Origin of the sequence: Curtobacterium sp. MCBD17_023, assembly GCF_003224415.1 — a bacterium.
In the GTDB taxonomy this organism is placed as follows: Bacteria; Actinomycetota; Actinomycetes; order Actinomycetales; family Microbacteriaceae; genus Curtobacterium.
Map to the genome: position 1 here is coordinate 32,807 of NZ_QKLJ01000005.1, position 19,642 is coordinate 52,448.

General features: G+C 72.4%; 18 protein-coding genes. 10 read left to right on the forward strand and 8 right to left on the reverse strand.

Annotated features, from left to right (window positions below; all coding sequences use genetic code 11):
• Window positions 1-14 precede the first annotated feature (14 nt).
• Together DEI84_RS08860 and DEI84_RS08865 are read right to left on the reverse strand one after the other, a co-directional pair.
• On the reverse strand, window positions 15-1,508 hold the full coding sequence (locus tag DEI84_RS08860; RefSeq protein ID WP_110890603.1) for a cell wall metabolism sensor histidine kinase WalK: 1,494 nt from the start codon (window positions 1,506-1,508) through the stop codon (window positions 15-17).
• 28 nt (window positions 1,509-1,536) lie between these two features.
• A complete protein-coding gene (locus DEI84_RS08865; RefSeq protein WP_110823845.1) occupies window positions 1,537-2,214 on the reverse strand; it encodes a response regulator transcription factor in 678 nt (225 codons plus the stop codon).
• Between the two features lie 205 nt (window positions 2,215-2,419).
• Between DEI84_RS08865 and DEI84_RS08870 the strand changes: the two genes are divergently transcribed.
• The gene (locus DEI84_RS08870; RefSeq protein ID WP_110823846.1) at window positions 2,420-2,737 is read left to right on the forward strand and encodes a hypothetical protein; all 318 of its coding nucleotides are present in this window, start codon (window positions 2,420-2,422) and stop codon (window positions 2,735-2,737) included.
• Window positions 2,738-2,751: 14 nt separating this feature from the next.
• Here DEI84_RS08870 and DEI84_RS08875 read toward each other — a convergent pair whose 3' ends face one another.
• Entirely contained in the window at window positions 2,752-3,813 is a 1,062-nt protein-coding gene (locus DEI84_RS08875) for an aromatic acid exporter family protein (RefSeq protein ID WP_258371742.1), read from the reverse strand.
• 58 nt (window positions 3,814-3,871) lie between these two features.
• Between DEI84_RS08875 and DEI84_RS08880 the strand changes: the two genes are divergently transcribed.
• Together DEI84_RS08880 and DEI84_RS08885 are read left to right on the forward strand one after the other, a co-directional pair.
• On the forward strand, window positions 3,872-5,134 hold the full coding sequence (locus DEI84_RS08880) for an aminoglycoside phosphotransferase family protein (RefSeq protein WP_110890539.1): 1,263 nt from the start codon (window positions 3,872-3,874) through the stop codon (window positions 5,132-5,134).
• A 511-nt stretch (window positions 5,135-5,645) separates the two neighbouring features.
• Window positions 5,646-7,772 (forward strand): DEAD/DEAH box helicase, encoded by a 2,127-nt coding sequence (locus tag DEI84_RS08885; RefSeq protein WP_110823848.1) that lies wholly within the window; start codon window positions 5,646-5,648, stop codon window positions 7,770-7,772.
• 146 nt (window positions 7,773-7,918) lie between these two features.
• Here DEI84_RS08885 and DEI84_RS08890 read toward each other — a convergent pair whose 3' ends face one another.
• Window positions 7,919-8,191 (reverse strand): mycoredoxin, encoded by a 273-nt coding sequence (locus DEI84_RS08890; protein ID WP_110824018.1) that lies wholly within the window; start codon window positions 8,189-8,191, stop codon window positions 7,919-7,921.
• A 68-nt stretch (window positions 8,192-8,259) separates the two neighbouring features.
• Here DEI84_RS08890 and DEI84_RS08895 point away from each other — a divergent pair, with 68 nt between their 5' ends.
• From DEI84_RS08895 to DEI84_RS08905, 3 genes are read left to right on the forward strand one after another with little or no spacing between them, the layout of a single operon-like run.
• Window positions 8,260-8,592, forward strand: a complete 333-nt coding sequence (locus DEI84_RS08895) for a PadR family transcriptional regulator (RefSeq protein WP_110890540.1) — start codon at window positions 8,260-8,262, stop codon at window positions 8,590-8,592.
• Window positions 8,589-9,419 (forward strand): hypothetical protein, encoded by an 831-nt coding sequence (locus DEI84_RS08900; RefSeq protein ID WP_110890541.1) that lies wholly within the window; start codon window positions 8,589-8,591, stop codon window positions 9,417-9,419. Before DEI84_RS08895 ends, DEI84_RS08900 begins: the two co-directional genes overlap by 4 nt.
• Window positions 9,416-10,945, forward strand: a complete 1,530-nt coding sequence (locus DEI84_RS08905; RefSeq protein WP_110890542.1) for a CYTH domain-containing protein — start codon at window positions 9,416-9,418, stop codon at window positions 10,943-10,945. Before DEI84_RS08900 ends, DEI84_RS08905 begins: the two co-directional genes overlap by 4 nt.
• Before the next feature lie 70 nt (window positions 10,946-11,015).
• Here DEI84_RS08905 and DEI84_RS08910 read toward each other — a convergent pair whose 3' ends face one another.
• Complete coding sequence (locus tag DEI84_RS08910; protein ID WP_375537651.1) at window positions 11,016-13,169, reverse strand: S9 family peptidase; 2,154 nt, start codon at window positions 13,167-13,169, stop codon at window positions 11,016-11,018.
• A 394-nt stretch (window positions 13,170-13,563) separates the two neighbouring features.
• On the opposite strand from DEI84_RS08910, the gene DEI84_RS08915 reads away from it, so the two are divergent.
• Window positions 13,564-14,103, forward strand: coding sequence for an RNA polymerase sigma factor (locus DEI84_RS08915; RefSeq protein ID WP_110890544.1), 540 nt, complete (start codon window positions 13,564-13,566; stop codon window positions 14,101-14,103).
• Complete coding sequence (locus DEI84_RS08920) at window positions 14,093-14,935, forward strand: hypothetical protein (RefSeq protein ID WP_146236336.1); 843 nt, start codon at window positions 14,093-14,095, stop codon at window positions 14,933-14,935. Before DEI84_RS08915 ends, DEI84_RS08920 begins: the two co-directional genes overlap by 11 nt.
• Before the next feature lie 109 nt (window positions 14,936-15,044).
• Here DEI84_RS08920 and DEI84_RS08925 read toward each other — a convergent pair whose 3' ends face one another.
• Window positions 15,045-16,115 carry a Fic family protein gene (locus DEI84_RS08925; RefSeq protein ID WP_181420397.1) on the reverse strand — a complete coding sequence of 357 codons (1,071 nt, stop codon included), beginning with the start codon at window positions 16,113-16,115 and terminating at the stop codon, window positions 15,045-15,047.
• A 401-nt stretch (window positions 16,116-16,516) separates the two neighbouring features.
• Here DEI84_RS08925 and DEI84_RS08930 point away from each other — a divergent pair, with 401 nt between their 5' ends.
• Window positions 16,517-17,719 carry an amidohydrolase gene (locus DEI84_RS08930; RefSeq protein ID WP_110890547.1) on the forward strand — a complete coding sequence of 401 codons (1,203 nt, stop codon included), beginning with the start codon at window positions 16,517-16,519 and terminating at the stop codon, window positions 17,717-17,719.
• A gap of 57 nt (window positions 17,720-17,776) precedes the next feature.
• Here the strand turns inward: DEI84_RS08930 and DEI84_RS08935 are convergent, their stop codons facing one another.
• Window positions 17,777-18,667: an aminodeoxychorismate lyase gene (locus DEI84_RS08935; protein ID WP_110890605.1), complete on the reverse strand. Its 891-nt coding sequence runs from the start codon at window positions 18,665-18,667 to the stop codon at window positions 17,777-17,779.
• Window positions 18,668-18,687: 20 nt separating this feature from the next.
• Window positions 18,688-19,038: a tryptophan synthase subunit alpha gene (locus DEI84_RS08940; RefSeq protein ID WP_110823852.1), complete on the reverse strand. Its 351-nt coding sequence runs from the start codon at window positions 19,036-19,038 to the stop codon at window positions 18,688-18,690.
• A 65-nt stretch (window positions 19,039-19,103) separates the two neighbouring features.
• Between DEI84_RS08940 and DEI84_RS08945 the strand changes: the two genes are divergently transcribed.
• Window positions 19,104-19,622, forward strand: coding sequence for an 8-oxo-dGTP diphosphatase (locus DEI84_RS08945; protein ID WP_110823853.1), 519 nt, complete (start codon window positions 19,104-19,106; stop codon window positions 19,620-19,622).
• Window positions 19,623-19,642 lie beyond the last annotated feature (20 nt).

Below are 19,642 nucleotides of genomic sequence, written 5' to 3' on the forward strand. Positions count from 1 at the left end.
GGCTCCCGTCCGGGTCAGTGCGCTGCGCGCACCGCCGGAGCGTCCCGCACCGCGGGCACCCGCACGGTCACCTCGAGCCCACCCGTCGGCAGGTTGCGGAGGGCCGCCGTGCCGCCCGCCCGCTCCGCCACCGCCCGCACGATCGCGAGCCCGAGGCCGGACCCGCCCGGCATCGGGACCCCGCCGGTGGTCGGGTCCGGGTCGCGGCGGGACGTGCGGGCCTCGTCGGGTCGGGTGAAGCGGTCGAACGCGACCGGCACGAACGACTCCGGGACGCCGGGGCCGTCGTCCGTGACCTGCAGCACCCCCTCGCCGGAGGCGGCCCGCCAGCTGACGAGCACGGTGCCTCCGCGGGGGAGCGCCGCGACGGCGTTGCCGGCGGTGTTCGTGACGAGCTGTGCCATGCCCCCGGTGTCGAGCCGGTACCGCGGCTCGTCGGAACCGTCGGCCACGGTCGGCGGTTCGAGTTCGAAGTCGACGGTGACGTCCTTCGCGCTCGCGATGAGCCGCACCCGGTCGACGGCGGCCATCACCTCGTCACCGAGGTCCGACCAGGTCGTGGCGGACTGCGGGGCACCGTCGGCCGCGCGGCGCTCCGACTCCTCGATCCGCGAGAGCGTGAGCAGGTCGTTGGCCAGTCGGGAGAGCCGGGCGACGCTGTTCTTCGCCCGCTCGATGTGCGCGGCGAGTGCGCGGGCGTCGTCCCGGTCGAGCGCGGCGAGGTCGAGCTGCGTGGTGAGGATCGCCAGCGGTGTGCGGAGCTCGTGGCTCGCGTCCGAGACCATCTGTCGTTCGCGTTCGGTGGCCTGTCGCGTCCGCGCCAGGAAGGCGTTGAGGGTCGTCGCGAGCGAGGCGAGTTCGTCCTGCGCCGGGCCGACCGGCAACTCGGCACGTTCGGGGGCGACGGACAGCCGCTCGGCTTCGCGACGCATCCGGTTGACCGGACGGAGTGCGGTGGTGGCCAGCACCCACGACGCGACGCCGAAGGCCAGGAGGATCGCCAGACCGGTGAAGGACAGCGTCGTGGTGAGTTCGTCGACGACGATCGCCTCGGCCTGCGAGTTGCGGGCAGCGACGACGGTCCAGCGACCGGCCTGGTTCACCGGGTGTTCGACGACCACGCGGTACTGGGACCCGCCGAGCTCGACGACCGAGGTGCCGGCCGGCGTCGTCCGCAGACTGCCGAGCGACTGCTCGAGGCGGCGCGGCATCGAGGACAGGGTGATCTCACCGGTGGGGGAGACCACGGCGACGAACTGGGCGTTGCCGGGTGGTGAGAGGTTCGGGTCGCTGTCGACCTCGAGCGTCGCGACGTACGGGTCCGTGTCGGCGTCGAGCAGGGTCTCGGTGGCGCTCGCCACGACGTTGACCACCTGCAGGCGCATCACGAGCACGAGCAGGGCGATGACGACGGCGGCGATGACGGTCGACCCGATCGTGATCCGGGCGCGCAACGACAGCGACCGCAGTCGGGACGGTCGGCGCCCGGCCACCCGCCCCGCGGTCACGCCGCCGTCCGACCGCACCACGCGGTCGTCAGGCCGTGACGAGGTCGAGCCGGTAGCCCCGGCCGCGCACGGTGCTGATGGCCACGGTGGCCTCCTGCGCGACGAGCTTCTTCCGCAGGTAGGAGATGTACTGCTCGACGACGTTCGGGTCCACGTGCTGCGACCCGTCCCAGACCTCCTCGAGGATCTTCGGCCGGTCGACGACGGTGCCGACCGAGCGCGCGAGGAGGCGCAGCAGGGCGAACTCGGTGGGGCTCATCGCGACCCGCTGCCCCTTGACGGACACACGACGGGCTTCCGAGTCGATGGAGACGTCCCCGACCTCGATGGTGCGCGGGGCGCCGGTCGGCTCGCGACGCCCCAGGGCCCGCAGACGTGCGGTGAGCTCGGCGAAGGCGAAGGGCTTGGTGAGGTAGTCGTCCGCGCCCGCGTCGAGCCCGAACACACGGTCGTCGACGGCGTCCCGCGCGGTCACGAGCAGGATCCGGACCGGGTCCTCGCGCTCGCGGACGCGCCGCGCCAACTCGAAGCCGGACATGCCGGGCATCATCACGTCGACCACGGCGATGTCGTAGGGCTGCTCGCCCAGGGCGATGAGTGCCTCCACACCGTTCTCGACCGCGGTGACGCGGTACCCCTCGGCGGCGAGCCCGCGCTCCATGAGCGCGCGCATCTCGTCGTCGTCCTCGACCACCAACAAGCGCATCTGGACCTCCTGCGACCATCGTGGCACCGAACGCGGACCGCGTGGGCGGTTCCGTCGTCACGACGCCTGAGCAGCGACACAGCCGACCGGTGCGGGCTGCGGTCAGTGGACACCCGAGACTGACGGGTACTGACGGTACCCCCTTCGTTGCTATGCTCCGCCTCGGACGCTGCACCCGACAGACCGTCCTGTACTTGGGGGAAGCATGCACGACCCGGACCTTCCGGAGATCGTCCGCCTGCGCGCCGAGCTCGACTCCGCCTGGAAGGGCGTCGTCGGCCTCGGAGCGCTCGACGGACCACACCGCGACCGCGTGGTCGCCGACCTGCGCACGGCCGTGCCGGACAGCGCCGGTCGCGCAGCACGGGCGGTCGGACCGGAGGCCGTGGTCGCCGAGATCGGCCGTTTCGCCGACGTGGAGATGGGCACCTCGGACCCGACGTGGCCCGCAGCCGACGTCTGGCGCGAGGTGCTGTCCACCGCCACCGAGGCCGCACGGGCAGCGGGCGAGCGGGTCTGCTGAACCGGGGGCCGGCGTCAGTCGTCCTCGCCGAGGAGTTCCTCGCGCACGCGTCGGACGTCCTCGAGCAGGGCCCCGATGAGCACCCAGTGCCGGGAGTTCGGCCGGACCACCGCGAGCGGGGCCGTCAGGGCGTGCTCGAGCGTGGCGTCCTCCGGGCCGTCGTCGAGTTCACCCGGCGTCAGCCGCGCTGACTCGACCTGTGCACCGAGGCGTCGGACGTCGGCGCCGATCCGGGCGATCTCGGTGGCGATCCGACCGACCATCGGGTCGGCGCGCAGGTCGGGGGCGGTGTTGTCCCGGACGGCACGGGTCATGCCGGTCACGCGCGTGACGAGGACCCGGAGGTGTTCGGCGACCGCGACGTCGCGCTCGAGGATCGTGCGGTGCCGGCCGCCACGCGGGTTCATCGTGAGGGAGTCGCGCGCCGACGTCAGCGCCGCCTCGGTCCTGCCGTGCTGCTGGCGGAGCGCGCGGGCCTGGCGGAGTGCCTCGTCCCACCGGCCGGCGTCCCACCCCTCGGTCAGTCCGACGGCGATCCGCTCGAAGGCGGCGGCCGTGTCCCGGGCGAGCCGCGCGACCGCCAGGTGCGCGGGTTCGATGAGCACCGGCGGGACGATGACGGCGTTCACCGCGAGGGCGACGACCGCGCCGACCACGGTCTCGAGGATCCGATCGGCCGAGTAGTTCGGCGTGACGACACCCGCGGTGAGCACGAGCATGCCGCTGATGCCGACCTGCGTCGCGGAGGTCGGTGTGAGCCGCAGTGCCCAGGCGAGCAGGATCGCGAGGACGACGACGAGCAGGACGACCGCGACGGCGTCGCCGAGGAGCAGGTGCACCCCGGTGGCGAGCACCACGCCGAGCAGCACGCCCGCGCTCCGCTCGAGGCCCTTGACGAACGACTGGTTGATGCTCGGCTGGACGACGAGCAGGGCGGCGATCGCGGCGAAGGTCGGGAAGGGCCCGCGGATGAGCAGTTCGCACAGGAGCACCGCCGCGACCACCGCCACCGCGGTCTTCACGACCTGCAGGAAGGGTGTGCGACTCGAGCTGCGGAGGGGCGCGACCGGGTTCACGCTCCCACGGTAGCCACGAGCCGCACGCCGAGCCGGGCACGAACGCGACGGATCCCCGGTGACACGGTTGACTGTGGACGTGTGGCCGAACCATGAGCGAGTCATCCCCGAGGCCTTCGCGGGGTCCGGGACGACGGTCGTCGCCGCGCGCGCTCACTCGGTCGAGCCGTCCGGCAACGGCTACCTGTACGGCTACGAGGTGGACACCGTCGACCGGGCCGGCCAGCGCGCCACCGTCCTGACCTACGTCGACACCGGTGGCACCCACGACCAGAACAGCGCCATCGTCACCGACCCGACGACCGGCGACCCGGTGTCGGTGTGGGCCTACCCGAACGACCCGGGCCTCCCGGTCCTGCCGCAGGTGACGTACCGCGACGCCGTCGCGGAGCTCCTCACCACGCTCGGGCTGCCGGTGACGAACCCGACGCTGACGGTCGCCGCGTACCGACCGGGGAAGCGCGCCGTCGTCCGGGTGGACGCCCCGGAACGGACCCTGTTCATCAAGATCGTCCGTCCGCACCGGGTCGCCCCGATCGTCCGGACCCACGAGCAGTTCGCGGCCGCGGGCCTGCCCGTGCCGCGGGTGCTGGCGAGCCGCGGTGACGGACTGCTCGTCCTCGAACTCGTCCGCGGCGTGCCCGCCGGCAGCCGCATCACCGACATCGCCGACGACCCGCGGTTCGTGGCGTCCCTCGCCGCGCTCACCGGGCGGATCGCCACGGTGCCGATGACGCAGCAGGCCCGGGCCGACGCGATGGACCACGCCGACTGGCACCGTCGGACGCTGACGACCGCGCTCCCCGGTGACGCCGAGGAGATCGACCGGCTGTACGACGCCATCGGCCGCCGCTCCATCGGGTGGGCCGCGGGCCAGAAGCAGGTCGTGCACGGGGACCTGCACCTCGAGCAGGTGTTCGTCGACGAGGACGAGCCCTGGCGCATCTCCGGCCTGCTCGACATCGACACCGCCGGCTGGGGACACCCGGTGCGGGACATCGGCGCCGTGGTCGCGCACCTCGTCGTCACCGGGCTCTGGCACCGGTCGCGCGGGGACGCCGAGCGTGGGGCCGCCGCCGAGCGTCTCGCCGACGCCGTCGCCCGCGACTGGGTCGCCCGCAACCCGCAGGAGGCCGAGCGCATCGGACCCGCCATCGGCGCGCAGCTCCTCGCCCACGCCGGCGGCCAGGCCACCACCGGGTCGGCGAACGGCATCGCGACGGCGGAGCAGCTGCTCGCCGCGACGCGGGCCGCCCTGGCGGAGCCGGCCCCGAGCCTCCCGTCCGGCTCCGGCCGTCCGCGGTCCGCGCCGCGCGTCTGACCAGCGGTCCCGACGGGACGGCTCCGGCTGCGGTCCGGGAGGCAGCGTCGACGGCGACCGGCCGGGAGGCCCGCCACGCGCGGCGGGCGGGGAGTCGCCTCCGACGTGGGCTGGGGAGTAAACTGACCGCGCACGCACCGCGTGCTCGCATGTCGCGTCGATTCCTGCCGCGACGACCGGTCGCCTGACCGGTGCGGGTGCCGGATCCGCGTCGTCCGGGTTCGGACCTCCTGGGGTGGGCCTCTCATCGAGGCGTGGCCCTCCGGAGGGCGGAGCTCTCCGGGGGCACAGTTCCGGGACGACGCGTGCGTGCGACGGCGCCGGACCTCCCGCGCAGGCCGTTCCATCGACCACCGGTCCTCACCCTGGGCCGTGCGATGCGGTCAGCCGGACGATCCGGTGCGCTCCGGGCCACGGCGGCCCGGGGAGGACCCGGGTGCGACGGACGCACCGACACGACTTCCGCCCGTACCGGGTGGCTCGCCCCGACGAGGGCGGAACAGGAGGAGCCTTGGCTCGATCAGGTACCCGCCGCGCTGCCGGTGGCACGCGGACGGCGTCGCGCCGGACCCGGCCGCTCGACAACGACGGCCTCATCCCCGTCCTCGCCCGTGCCGTCCGCGAGGTCGAGGCCGCCGCGCAGCGCGGAGCCCTCAAGGCCACGAACCGCACGAAGTTCCAGGCAGTGGCGCTGCTCATGCGTGAGGAGCGTGCCCGCGTGAAGGCGGACACGACGCTCACCGACGCACAGCGTGCCGAGCAGCTCAAGCGCCTGGACGGCGTCGCGACGATCCTGGCGAAGACCGCCGCCCGGGACACCAGCGTCATCCAGCTCCTGACCGAGGAGGCCGCGGTCTCCGAGGCCACCCGCACCGTGAAGCGCGACATGATGATCGCCGCCGGCATGGAGCTCCAGCCCGAGGACCTCGTCATCGCGGCCGAACCCACCGCGGCGGTGGAGACCCCCGAGCGTGCCGTCGTGCCGCAGGCGGTCGTGCAGCGCCAGCTCGCCAATCCGTTCCTGCCGCCGGACTTCGCGCTCGCCGACCAGCCCGTCGCCCATCCCCGCCGGCTGGCGAACTGGGAGCTCTTCGGTCCGCTGTTCAAGTCGTTCGAGTACGGCGCCGGCGGGGGAGCAGCGTCCATGCCGCTGCCCGAGCCCGCGTCGCTGCACACCCCCTCCGGTGTGACGCTGATGAAGCACCAGGCCGAGCTCGTCACCTCCGCCGCGCAGGGACACCGCACCTTCCTGCTCGCCGACGAACCGGGTCTCGGCAAGACCGCGCAGTCGCTCCTCGCGGCGGACGCGGCCAAGGCCTTCCCGCTGCTCGTCGTCGTCCCGAACGTCGTCAAGACGAACTGGGCGCGCGAGGCCGAGCGCTGGGTGCCGAACCACCGCGCGACCGTCATCCACGGTGACGGGCAGGACCTCGACGGCTTCGCCGACATCCTCATCGTCAACTACGAGATCCTCGACCGGCACGTCGGCTGGCTCGGCACGTTCGGCTTCAAGGGCATGGTCGTCGACGAGGCACACTTCATCAAGAACAAGGAGTCGCAGCGCTCGAAGTACGTGCTGCAGCTCGCCGAGAAGATCCGGGAGCGGACGGCGAACCCGCTGCTCATGGCCCTGACCGGTACCCCGCTCATCAACTCCGTCGAGGACTTCCGCACCATCTGGGAGTTCCTCGGCTGGATCGACGACAAGAAGCCCCGCGCGCAGCTCATGAACGAGCTCGAGGAGATCGGGCTCACCCCGGCCGACCAGGGCTTCTTCACCGAAGCGCGGAAGGCCGTGATCGACCTCGGCATCGTCCGACGGCGCAAGGTCGACGTCGCGGCGGACATCCCCGCCCGCCGGATCGCCGACATCCCCGTCGAGCTCGACGGCGACGAGGGCCGCTCCATCCGCGACGCCGAGCGCGAGCTCACCGCGAAGCTCGTCAAGCGGTACCACCAGGCGCTCGCCGCCCGGACCGGCCAGGACCCGGTCGTCGGCATCGACGAGAAGCTCGTCCGCCAGGTCGCCCGCTGGGAGCTCGAGGACCAGGACGCCTCGTCCACCGGCGAGAACGTGTTCTCCATGGTGCGCCGCATCGGCCGGGCCAAGGCGCAGCTCGCGGCGGACTACGCGGCGCAGCTCGCCTCGAACGTCGGCAAGGTGGTGTTCTTCGCGAAGCACCTCGACGTGATGGACCAGGCGGAAGAGGTCTTCGCCCGTCGGCACCTGCGCACGGCGACGATCCGCGGCGACCAGACGCCGGCGCAGCGCACGGCCGAGATCGACTCGTTCGTGAACGACCCGGACGTGGCCGTCATCGTCTGCTCGCTCACCGCGGCGGGTGTCGGGCTCAACCTGCAGGTGGCGTCCAACGTCGTCCTCGCCGAGCTGTCCTGGACGAGTGCCGAGCAGACGCAGGCGATCGACCGCGTACACCGCATCGGGCAGGAGGAGCCGGTCACCGCGTGGCGCATCATCGCCGCGCAGACGATCGACACGAAGATCGCCGAGCTCATCGACAGCAAGGCCGGACTCGCGGCCCGGGCGCTCGACGGCTCCGACGAGGAGGTCGTCGACTCCGGCGACATCCAGCTCGACGCCATGGCCGCGCTGCTCATGGACGCGCTCAGCCGCTAGCGCTCGGCGGCGGCCCGACGCGGGCGTCGCCCGGCCCGGCGCCGTTCGGCACCGCACAACAGGAACCCGCTCGAACCACGGACGTCCGTGGTTCGAGCGGGTTCTCGTTGTGCTGGGCCAGCTCGCGCCGGGCCGCGCCGCGCGCGTCAGACGCGCGACTGGACCTCCGCCAGGGACGGGTTCGTCGCGGTGCTGCCGTCCGGGAACACCAGGGTCGGCACGGTCTGGTTGCCGCCGTTGACCTCGGCGACCAGCTCGGCGGTGCCCGGCGTCTGCTCGATGTCGACCTCGCGGAAGGGCACACCGGCCTTCGTCATCTGGTTCTTCAGCCGGGCACAGTAGCCGCACCAGCTCGTGGTGAACATGGTGACGCCGCCGGCCTGGGGCACGAACGCGTCACGGGTGATCGTCTCGCTCATGTCCTCATTCTCGTCCTGCTCCCCGGGAGGCTCTTGACCGGCTTGTCCTACATAGCTAGGTTACGAGCATGGAACCGTTGCTCCGCGTCACCGCTCCGACGCTCGACGTCCTCACCGCCCTGCTCGCGGCAGAGGGCCCGGCCTGGGGGCTGCAACTCATCAAGGTGGTCGGACGGCCGTCCGGCACCGTGTACCCGATCCTCGAACGACTCGAGCGTCAGGGGTGGGTCGACTCCAGCTGGGACGACGACGCCGAGCGTTCCGGGCCCCGTCGCCGCCTCTACGAGTTCACCGCCGACGGGCGTCAAGCTGCGGACGAGCTCGTCGACGCTCGACGAACAGCCGACGCCGCAGCCACCCGTCCCGCACCGCGCCCGAGCACCCGGCCGGTGACCTCGTGACCGCGTTCAGCCGCGCCCTCGTCGCCGCCGCCGTGGCCATCTCACCCGCCGAGCACCGCCCGGTCCGGCGCGAGCAATGGCAGGCGGACCTGCGCGACGCGGCCGACTTCGGGCTCTCACCGACGGCGTTGGCCTTCGGCGCCTTCACCACCGCACTGTTCCACCGCCGAGGGGTTCGGCGTACCACCTGGGGAGAGACCATGACCACCGCACCGTTCTCGACAGCGGCGACACCACACACCATCCGCACCGTCCCGGTGCTGGTCACGGTCGCCGTCCTGGCGATCCTGATGACCGGACCGTGGCTGATCCTGCAGCCCAACTACGGGTACGAGAGCGACCTCGACCGCACCGTCGGCGTGATCGGTTTCTGGCTCCTGTCGTACCTGGTCCCGGGCGCAGCGGTGACCGCGGCGGCCTTGCTCCTGCCCGGATCGAGTCCCGGTCGCCGTCGCCTCGGTGCCGCGTTGATCGCGGCCGCTGCGGTCGGTGCGGTCGTCACCCCGCTCGTCGTCCCGGATTCTGGTTGGCCCGTCAGCATCCTGCCGGCGGTGCTGCCGTCCCTCCTCGCGCTCGCCGGCTGGCTCGTCGCGATCGAGGCGCCACGACGCGGCTGGCTGCTCCTGCTCGTTCCGCTCGGAGTGGCGACCCTGATCGAGAGCGGCGCGCTGTGGGTGGTCGTCCCGATCCGGCTGCAGCCGTGCATCATCTCCCTGCTCGGGCTCGCCGTGGTCGTCGCCGGGCTCCTGGCCTGGCGAACCGCTCGGTCCAGCCGAGGCACCCGTGGTGAGGAGCATGCCGCCACCCTGGTAGACAGGACCGCGTGAGCGACACCCACCTCGAGATCGAGCGCACCTACGACCTGCCCGACGGAGCCCCGCTCCCCGACCTGATCGGCGTCGGCGGCATCATGCGGGCCGACCACCAGGAGCCGTTCGAGCTCGACGCCACCTACTGGGACACGCAGCGGTACGACCTGGTCGCCGCGCACGTCACCGTCCGCCGTCGCACCGGGGGACACGACGCCGGCTGGCACATCAAGCGCGCCGAGTCCGACACCGTCCGGCACGAGCAACACTTCCCGCTCACCGAGGACCCGGACACCGTGCCCGACGAGGTCCTCGCCGCCCTGTTCACCGAGCGTCGGGGCCGCGGACTGCACCCGGTCGTCCGCATCACCACCACCCGCACCGTCACCCGACTGCTCGACGAGGACGGCGACCAGATCGCCGAACTCGCGGACGACCGGGTCGTCGCCGAACGGCTCGACGACGACGCTCCGGCCGACCCGCGCACCTGGCGGGAGGTCGAGGTCGAGACCCTCGGCGGTGTGGACGAACAGGTCGCTCACGAGCTCTTCGCCGCGCTCGACGGTCGGTTCGCGGCCGTCGGTGCCGGCCCCGCCGCCGTCGCGTCCAAGCTGGCACGCGGGCTCGCCGGCGCACCCGCACCGCGCCTCCAGACCGTCGACCGCCCCGAGAAGGGGACGACCGCGCGCATCCTCACGAAGCGTCTCGGGAAGCTGCGCTCCGCGCTGCTCGGCCAGGAGGCCCGGCTGCGCTCCGGCGAGAACGCTGAGCTCCGCGACGTGGCCGCGACGACGCTGGAGATCGCAGCGATCCTGCAGACCTACCGACCTGCCTTCGCCGCCGGTGACGCCGTCGACCGCGCCGTCGCCGGCGCCGACGCCCTCGCCGACGTGGCCGCCCGCGCCGCGCTCGCCGAGTACCTGGTCGAGCGGCTGCCGCGGGCGTCGACGCCGGCGCAGGACGCCCTCGTCGACGCCATGACCCGCGAACGCATCCTCGCCGCCACGCGCGAGCGACGCGACTCCGCGGTGCGGGACGTCGTCGCGGCGCTGCACGGGGAGCCGTTCCTGGAGCTCCTCGACGCCCTCGACGACGCCGTCGAGCGGCCCGCCCCGACCGAGTGGGCGCTCCGGTCGCCGAAGAAGGTCGCCCAGGACGTCACCGCAACGGTGAAGCCCCACGTCCGGGAGCTCGTGCGCGACGCCGTGGCCGACGACACCTCCGACACGGCAGCCGCACGCGAAGCAGCCGACCGGGCTGCGACCGAACTGGCCTGGCAGGGGACGATGCGCGCACGACTCGCGATGGACGTGCTCGGGGACGACGCCTTCCCGCACGCACTGTGGAAGCGCATCGGGACCGCCGCCGACGTCCTCACCGAGCGGGTGCGGTCGCTGTACGCACTCGACGCGCTCCGCACGCACTCCGGGATCGCCGATCGCGGAGGCGAAGGGACGTTCGGGTACGGCGTGCTCGCCGGCGACCGGGTCCGGCTGGCGGAGGAGTCCTACGACGAGGCGGTGCACGCGCTCAACCGCGTGTGACCGTCGGACACGACGACGGCGCGCACCCGGGTCGGGTGCGCGCCGTCGTCGTGTCGGTCGCGGGGTCCGCTCAGCCGGCCGCGATCGGGTTCGCCGTCGCGGCCGCAGGGGAGACGTCGGCCAGACCGAGGACGTCGAGCAACCAGGCCAATTCGAACGCCCGCTCCTTCCACGAGTCGTACCGTCCGCTGACGCCACCATGGCCGGCGGCCATCTCCGTCTTCAGCAGGACGGGAGCCCCGACCTCGCGGAGCTTCGCGGTCCACTTCGCCGGCTCGACGTACAGCACGCGGGTGTCGTTGATCGAGGTCACGGCGAGGATGCGCGGGTACTGCACGTCGTCGCGGACGTTCTCGTACGGCGTGTACTCGCTCATGTAGCGGTAGACCTCGGCATCGTGCAGCGGGTCGCCCCACTCGTCCCACTCGATCACCGTGAGCGGCAGGTCCGGGTCGAGGATGCTCGTCAGCGCGTCGACGAACGGCACCGCGGCGAGGATGCCCGCGAACCGCTCGGGGGCCAGGTTCGCCACCGCGCCCATCAGGAGCCCACCGGCGCTGCCGCCCTCGGCCACGAGCTGGTCGGCGCTCGTCCGACCGCTGTCGATCAGGTGCTCGGCGACGGCGACGAAGTCCGTGAAGGTGTTCTTCTTGGTCAGGGTCTTGCCGTCTTCGTACCAGTGCCGGCCCATCTCGCCACCACCGCGGACGTGCGCCACCGCGAAGACCACCCCGCGGTCGAGCATCGACAGGCGCATGACGCTGAAGCCGGGGTCGATCGAGTGCTCGTACGACCCGTAGCCGTACAGGTGCAGCGGCGCCGGGGCGTCCGCGTCGACGGCGTCCTTGCGCCACACCAGCGAGATCGGGACGCGGGTGCCGTCGGCAGCGGTCGCCCAGTCGCGCTCCTGCACGTAGTCGGCCGGGTCGTACCCGCCCAGCACCGGCTGCCGCTTCAGGACGGTCACCTGTCCGGTCGTCAGGTCGAGGTCGCTCACCTCGGACGGCGTCACGAAGGACGTGTACCCGAGGCGGAGGGTCGGCTGGTCCCACTCGGGGTTGCCGCCGAGTCCGGCCGAGAACAGTGCCTCGTCGAAGGGGACCTCGTGGGGTTCGCCGTAGCCGTCGCCCTCGATCGGGATGACGGCGATCCGGGGGAGCGCCTCGGACCGGTACTCGAGCGCGAGGTGCCTGGCGAAGGCGTCCACCGACTCGATGCGCCGCTGCTCGTGGTGCGGGACGACCACGCGGCGGTCGGCGGTCGAGGCCGGGTCGTCTGCGGGCACGTCGACCAGCTCGAAGTTCTCCGCGCCGTCGTTGTGCAGGACGAGCAGACGGTCGCTGCCCCCGACGATCGCGTGCTCGATCTCGTACTCCACGCCCTCGCGACGCGGCCACACCACACGGAACTCGCCCGTGGGGTCGGACGCGTCGAGGACGAGCGCCTCGGAGGTGATCTTCGACCCGAGCTCGATGACGATGTACTGCGACGAACGGGTGACCCCGACGCCGACCCAGTACCGGTCGTCCGGTTCCTCGAACACGACCACGTCGGCGTCCGCCGCGGTGCCGACCTCGTGCCGCCAGATGCGGTCCGGGCGCCAGGACTCGTCCACCGTCGGGTAGAAGACGTACCGCCCGGAGGGGTCGAACGTCGCGCCGGCTCCGGTGTTCGGGATCGTGTCGGGCAGGTCCTGCCCGGTCTCGAGGTCGCGGACGGCGAGCGTGTACCGCTCGTCGCCCTCGACGTCGACGCCGTACACGAGGCGGCTGCCGTCGTCGCTGATGTCGTACGTGCCGAGCGAGAAGAAGTCGTGTCCGTCGGCGAGGGCGTTGCCGTCGAGGACGACCTCCTCGTTCGGGAGGGTGGCTGAGCCCTCGTCGAGGGACGGCGGTGTCCAGTCGTCCGGCCCGCTGATCGGGGCGCGGCACTGCACGCCGTACTGGCTGCCCTCGCTCGTGCGGGTGAAGTACCACCACTGGCCCATCCGCACCGGCACCGAGAGGTCGGTCTCCTGCACGCGGCTCTTCACCTCGTCGAACAGGCGGTCCCGCAGCGCACCGAGGTGCTCGGTCTGCGCTTCGGTGTACCGGTTCTCGGCCTCGAGGTACGCGACGGTGTCCGGGGACTCCTTGTCACGGAGCCATTCGTAGTCGTCGACGAAGTCGATGCCGTGGTGGGTCCGCGTCACGGGCCGCTTGGCGGCGGTCGGCGGGGTGGTCACGTCGTGCTCGCTGGTCACCCGGCCCACCCTATGCGTTCGGGATGGAGGCCCGACCCCGGACGGAACGCTCGAGGCGCTCGATCCCGCCGGCATCGTTGGAGAGCGAGCCTCGTCGTGCTGATGCTCGCGCTGATCGCTGGGCTCGGTTGCACCGCGCGGGGACTCCTGCGGCGTCGAGGAGGGTGACCCGCAGCGGAAGCACCGTCCATGGACGGCGCCGGTCGGTCCATGTCGGACTCGTCACGATCGTCCCCGAGCTGTCCGAACGCGGGGTGCAGTCCGGTCCGTGACCGGCCCCTCCGACACCACGTCGGCAGGAGGGGAGCTGGTCGGTTGCTCCGTCGCCTGTCATGATCGCGTCGTTCTCGACACTTCCAGGTGAGAGGGGGCATCAGTGGATGACGACACCGAAGCCGACGCAGCACTGGCTCGTCGGCTCGCGGACGGGGACCGGACGGCGCTGGCCGACGCGTTCGACCGGTTCGCGCCGACCCTGACGCGCTACGCGTGGGCGCTGGCCGACAGCCGGCAGGACGTCGAGGAACTCGTGCAGGACACCTTCCTCACGCTCTGGCAGAAGGCTGCCGGACTCGACCTGGCCACGAGTGCGCTGCTGCCGTGGCTGCTCGTGGTGTGCCGCAACCACGCCCGCAACCAGGCCCGACGCTCGGCGAAGAACCGCGGGGACGAGCTCCCCGAGGAGCTCGCGGCGCATCCGGGTGCCGACGAGGCCCGCGAACGCCTGCGCTGGGTCCGCGACGAGATCGCAGCACTGGCACCCATCGACCGACGCATCTGCGAGCTGTGCCTGCTCGAGGGCCACTCCTACGCCGAGGCCGCGCAGATCCTCGGCCTCAGCGTCGGGGCGGTCACCCAGCGGGTCTCCCGCTCGCGCGCACGACTGAAGAAGGCGGTGATGCACGATGAACACTGAGCCCCCCACCGGAGACGACCTGCAGCGGATGCTCGTCTCGATGAAGCACACGGTCCTCGACCGCGCCGAGGACCGTCGCCCCGCACCGCGCCGTCGCGGCCGACGTGCCGGTGTCGCGATCGGCGTGATCGCGCTGCTCGGCCTCGGCGCCACGAGCGGCGCTGTCGCCCTCGGGATGATCCCGCAGCCCTTCACGGCCTCGGCCCCCGCGCCGTCGCCCAGCCCCACCGGACCAGCGATGCCGAGCACGCCGGCAGCGGCACCGGTCCGGGAGATCCCCGACCCCACACCGACACCCACGGGCACGAAGGGCGCCTTCGCGCTCAACGACCCCTCCACGTGGACCATCTCCGGTTCTGAAGTCGGACCGATCGAGATCGGCGGTGAGTTCGAGGCCGAGGGCGACGACCTCCGCGTCGCTTACCGGTCGCTTCCACCAGGCGAAGGCTCGTGCACGGTACCGGGCACGTGGGCACGCGAGGGCTACTCGACCATCGAGCTCGCCTGGGAGGAGACGGAAACCTCCGGCGCCCTCGTCAGATCGGTGTCCGGCGTTCTGATTACGGCGGAGGACGGCGGTACTCCGACGAGCCTGGTGCCCGGCCCGACGACGGCAGCTGGGATCGGTGTCGGTTCGACGATCGGGGAGGTCCGTGCGGTGTACTCGACGCTGGTCAACTCGACGCCGGACTTCTCGGGCCCGGGGTCGATGTGGGACGTCACACAAGCTGACAGTGTGCTGCGCTTCCAGGTCGGAACTGACGGGGAACACGTGAACGCCATCTGGGTCAGTACCGATCCGAACCGACCGATGGCCGTCTGTGGTGCCTGAATCGGCCCGTTCCGCGGTCGAACTGGTCTCCTTCCAGGCTGTCGAGTCGAACGGTCCATCAGGAACCTCAGCTCGTGGATCGTGCGTCCACGACCGGTCTGTTGCTCCATCAGGACGACCCCGGTGCCGCTGCCGCCCGGATCCGCTCGGCGAGTGCGTCGAGTTCGGCCAGCACGTCGGCCGCGACCCACGCCCGGTCGCGCCGACGTTCCGTGACGGGGCGGAGCACGCCGGCCTCGACCAGCTCGTCGATCACCGCGTCGGTCCACGGCAGGTCCGCCGGGAGCGCTGCGCTCACCGCGGCCTCGGTCAGCACAGGATCGGCCAGGAGGACGCGGAGGAGGTCCGAGTGGTGTGTGACCCGCGGTCCGTGACCGGTCGGGCGGACCGCGCTCCGGTCGTGCTCGACCTCGTCGAGTCGGAGCGCGGCGAACTCGACCTCGTCGCAGACGACGCCGATCGCCCGTGCCGTCAGGCCGACGATCCCGTCGACTGCGCCGTCCCGGTAGCGCTCGAGCTCGGCGAAGTAGCCCGTCCGATCGGCGGCCAGGGCGGCGGCCACGGGCACGACGAGCGCGGTCGTGACGCCGCGCCGCCGCAGGACCGCGTTGACGAGCGCTCGTCCGATCCGACCGTTGCCGTCGGTGAACGGGTGGACGGACTCGAAGTGGGCATGGGCGATCGCGGCCTGCGCCAACGCGTCGACATCGTCCCGCGCGAGGAACGCGAAGAGGTCGGCCATCGCGGCGGGGACGTCGTCCGCGGGCGGCGGCACGTACGCGGCGTCCCGGGGAGAGGCCCCGCCGCCGATCCAGTTCTGCACCCGACGCCACTGCCCGGCGGCGGGGCCGTCCACCGGGTCGTCCCGCATGAGCACCGCGTGGGCGTCGAGCACGGACCGCTCGGTGATGCTGCCCCGACCGGCGGCCGTGATCATCCCGCGCAGGGCGGCGGTCGCCCCGACCATCGCCGTGGCACTGCCGTTCGCGCGGATGCCGACGAGCGCCCGGGCGTAGTCGTCGAGCGTGGCGTGCTCCTCCTCGATCCGGGACGACGAGACCGCCTCGGTCCGGGCGAGCAGCAGGTCGAACGCGGCCGTGCGGTCACCGAGCCGGCGGTCGAGGTCCACCAGGCGGTCGGTCGCGCGTGTCAGCAGTGCGGCGAGGTCGGGCGGCGCCACGTACGTCTGCTCCGCGATCGCGGGCGGCACCGCGCACCGCACTGAGCGTGTCATCCGGTCGGCGCGCGGCAGCCGCCGGTTGCTCCGCCACGGACGCGTGGTCGATCCGTGGCGTGGCCAAGCCCCCGCGGCACGCCCGCTCCCGGTCGCCGCGCGTGGTGCACCCGACGCCCCGGGACGGAGCGCCCAGTCCGCGCCGATCGTGTCCGTGCTGCCGATCGTGACTGTGCTGTCGGTCGTGTCCGTGGTGCCCGTCATGCTGCCTCCCGTTCCTCGCACCGGCCGACGGTAGTGGCGGTGCGGCCCGATCAGCGAAGAACCCGGATGTCGTGTGCACGGGCCGGGCCGGCACGGCCAGCCCGGCTCGTCCCGGTACGGGCACCGATCGGTACCGTTGTGGAATGACTGACAACACGTTCGTGATCACCGGTGCCCACGTCGTCCCCGTCGAGGGTGACGAGTTCGACGGTGGGGCGGTCGTCGTGCAGGACGGCCGGATCACCGCCGTCGGACCGGACGTCACCCCGCCGGACGGGCTGCCGGTCGTGGACGCCGCCGGTGCCTGGCTCCTGCCGGGTTTCGTCGAGGCGCACGGGCACGTGGGCATCCACGAGGAGGCGAACGGCTCCGCCGGGAACGACACGAACGAGATGACCGGCCCGAACATGGCGGCGGTCCGCGCGATCGACGCGGTCGACATCGAGGACGAGGGCTTCCGCGACGCCCTGTCCGGCGGCATCACGAGCATCGTCGTCAAGCCCGGCTCCGGCAACCCGATCGGAGGGCAGACGGTCGCGATCAAGACCTGGGGCGGCCGCACCATCGACGAACAGCTCATCTCGGACAGCGTCAGCGTGAAGAGCGCCCTCGGCGAGAACCCGAAGCGCGTCTACGGCGAGAAGGGCCAGACGCCGTCGACCCGCCTCGGCGTCGCGAAGGTCATCCGCGAGGCCTTCCTGGCCGCCGACCACTACCGCGCTGCCCGCGACGCCGCTGCGCGCAAGGACGAGCCGTTCGAGCGTGACCTCACGAAGGAGACCCTCGCGCGCGTGCTCGACGGGGAGCTCGCCTGGGACCAGCACACCCACCGTCACGACGACATCGCGACGGCGATCCGCCTCGCCGAGGAGTTCGGCTACCGCCTGGTCGTGAACCACGGCACCGAGGCCCACAAGATCGCCGACCTGCTCGCCGAGAAGGGCATCCCGGTGGTCTACGGCCCGCTGTTCACGAGCCGGTCGAAGGTGGAGCTCCGTGACCGCGGCATCCCGAACCTCGCCACGATCGCGGCGGCCGGGGTCCGGGTCGCGATCACGACGGACGCCCCGGTCGTCCCGATCAACATGCTCGTGACCCAGGCCACGATGGCCGTCCGCGACGGGCTGCCCCGGCAGACCGCGCTCGAGGCGATCACCTCCGCCCCCGCGGACATCCTCGGTTTCGGCGACCGTGTCGGCCGCATCGCCGCGGGGTACGACGCCGACCTCGTCCTCTGGGACGGCGACCCGCTCGACGCGACCAGCCGCGCGCAGCGCGTCTGGATCGAGGGCCGCCAGGTCTTCGCCTACGTCGACGGTCAGGGCGTCACGACACCGCGCTGGTGACACCGTGTCGGACGGGAGGCGCGGCGCACCCCCGCCCCGTGCCTCCCGTCCGACGCGTCAGTCCTCGCGCGCCAGCAGGAAGTCGTTGATGCGCTCCGTCATGCCGAGGTCCATCTCGATCCGCACCCCGTTGACGGTGTGGATCGGTGCCGCCTGCCGGATGCTGGAGACCAGCCACAGCGCGTCGGCGGCCCGCAGGTCGTCGAGCGTGACGAGCTCGTAGGCGGTCTCGATGCCCTCCTGCTCGGCGAAGCGGAAGACGTCGGCCTGCGTGGTGCCGTCGAGGATGCCGATGTCGGTGCGGGGCGTCACGAAGCGGCCGCCCACGGACATGATGAGGTTCGCGCGGGTGCCCTCGAGCACGTACCCGTCCGTCGAGACGAACAGCGCGTCGTCGGCTCCACGGCGGACGGCTTCCCGGAGTGCCGCCATGTTCACCGCGTACGAGAGCGTCTTCGCGCCCTGCAGCAGCCACGGGGAGGTCCGCTCGACGTCGTGCCGGTAGCCGCGGTCGAGCGTGACGACGCCGATGCCCTCGGTGCGGTCACGCGTCTGGTCGGCCGACGGCGCCGCGTAGACCCACCCGGTCGGACGCCCGAGGCCCTCGACGCCCCGGGTGAGCACGGTCTTCGCGTACGCCTCGCGCACCGGGTCGAGCCGGGCACAGACGGCCTCGATCGCCCGCCGCCACGCATCGACGTCCGGTTCCGGCAGGTCGAGCTTGGCGGCGGAGCGGACGAAGCGGGCCAGGTGCGCCTCGAGCGCCTGCGGTCGGCCGTTGATGACCGTGATCGTCTCGAAGACGCCGTCCCCGCGGGTGAGCCCGAGGTCCATCACCTGGACGTGCTCCTCGAGCGGCTTCTCCCACGTGAAGGCGTCCGCCTCCGGGTCGTGCGGGGCTGCGGACCGCGAGGGCTGGTTCAGGACGGCGAGGACGGTGTCGGTCATGCCACCCATCCAACCCCAGGTCAGCGACCGCCGGGCAGCGCGTCCATGAGTTTCCAAACCGCCTGCGTCAGCTCGGGGTGCTGGAGCGCGATGCGCCGGAGACGGTGGTACTCCTCGCCGTGTTCGGTGCCGTGACCGGAGGCCGGGTGCGCCGACCACTGGGAGCTCCGGCGGCCGATCCGGACGTCGACGTCCATGGCCTCGGCGCGGAGGATGAGCACGACCTGCTCGTCCACGGTCGGCAGCGTGTGCATGAAGTCCCACGGGTCGTCGCCCTGCCGGCAGCGGTGTTCGACGATGACCGAGATCTCCTCGGCGGCTTCGGCGCGCAGCACCTCGAGGCTGCGCCCCGCCCTCCGCGACTCAGCCATGACGCCCCCAGAGCACGCCTGCCATGCAACGAGCGTACGTCATCGGATCGGCCACACTGGACCACATGACCGAGCGCGACGAGAGCAAGTCCCAGCACCCGGCCGTGGTCGTCGTGTACCTGCTGCGGGACGGTGCGGACGGGCCGGAGGTCCTGCTCGGCGAGAAGCGACGCGGGCTCGGCACGGGCCGCGTGGTCGGTCCGGGCGGCAAGCGCGAGGGCGACGAGACGGCGGTCGAGACCGCCGTCCGCGAGGTCGCCGAGGAGGTCGGTCTCCGCGTCGACGCTGCCGACCTGGAGGCACGTGGCACGTTGGACTACCGGTTCCCGTTCCGCCCGTCCTGGTCCCAGGTGTCGGACGTCTTCGTCTGCCGCCGCTGGCAGGGGGAGCCGTCGGGCGGCGACGAGCTGGAGCCGCGGTGGGTGCCGGTCGACGCCGTCCCCTACGACGCGATGTGGGACGACGCGCGCTACTGGCTGCCCGGTGTGCTCGCGGGCGGTCGGGTCGAGGCGCGGGTCGTGTTCGCCGAGGACGACGCGACGGTCGCCGGGTTCACCGGGACGGGCATCGGGGAACCGGCTTGAGCGCCGGGGACGCCGGACGG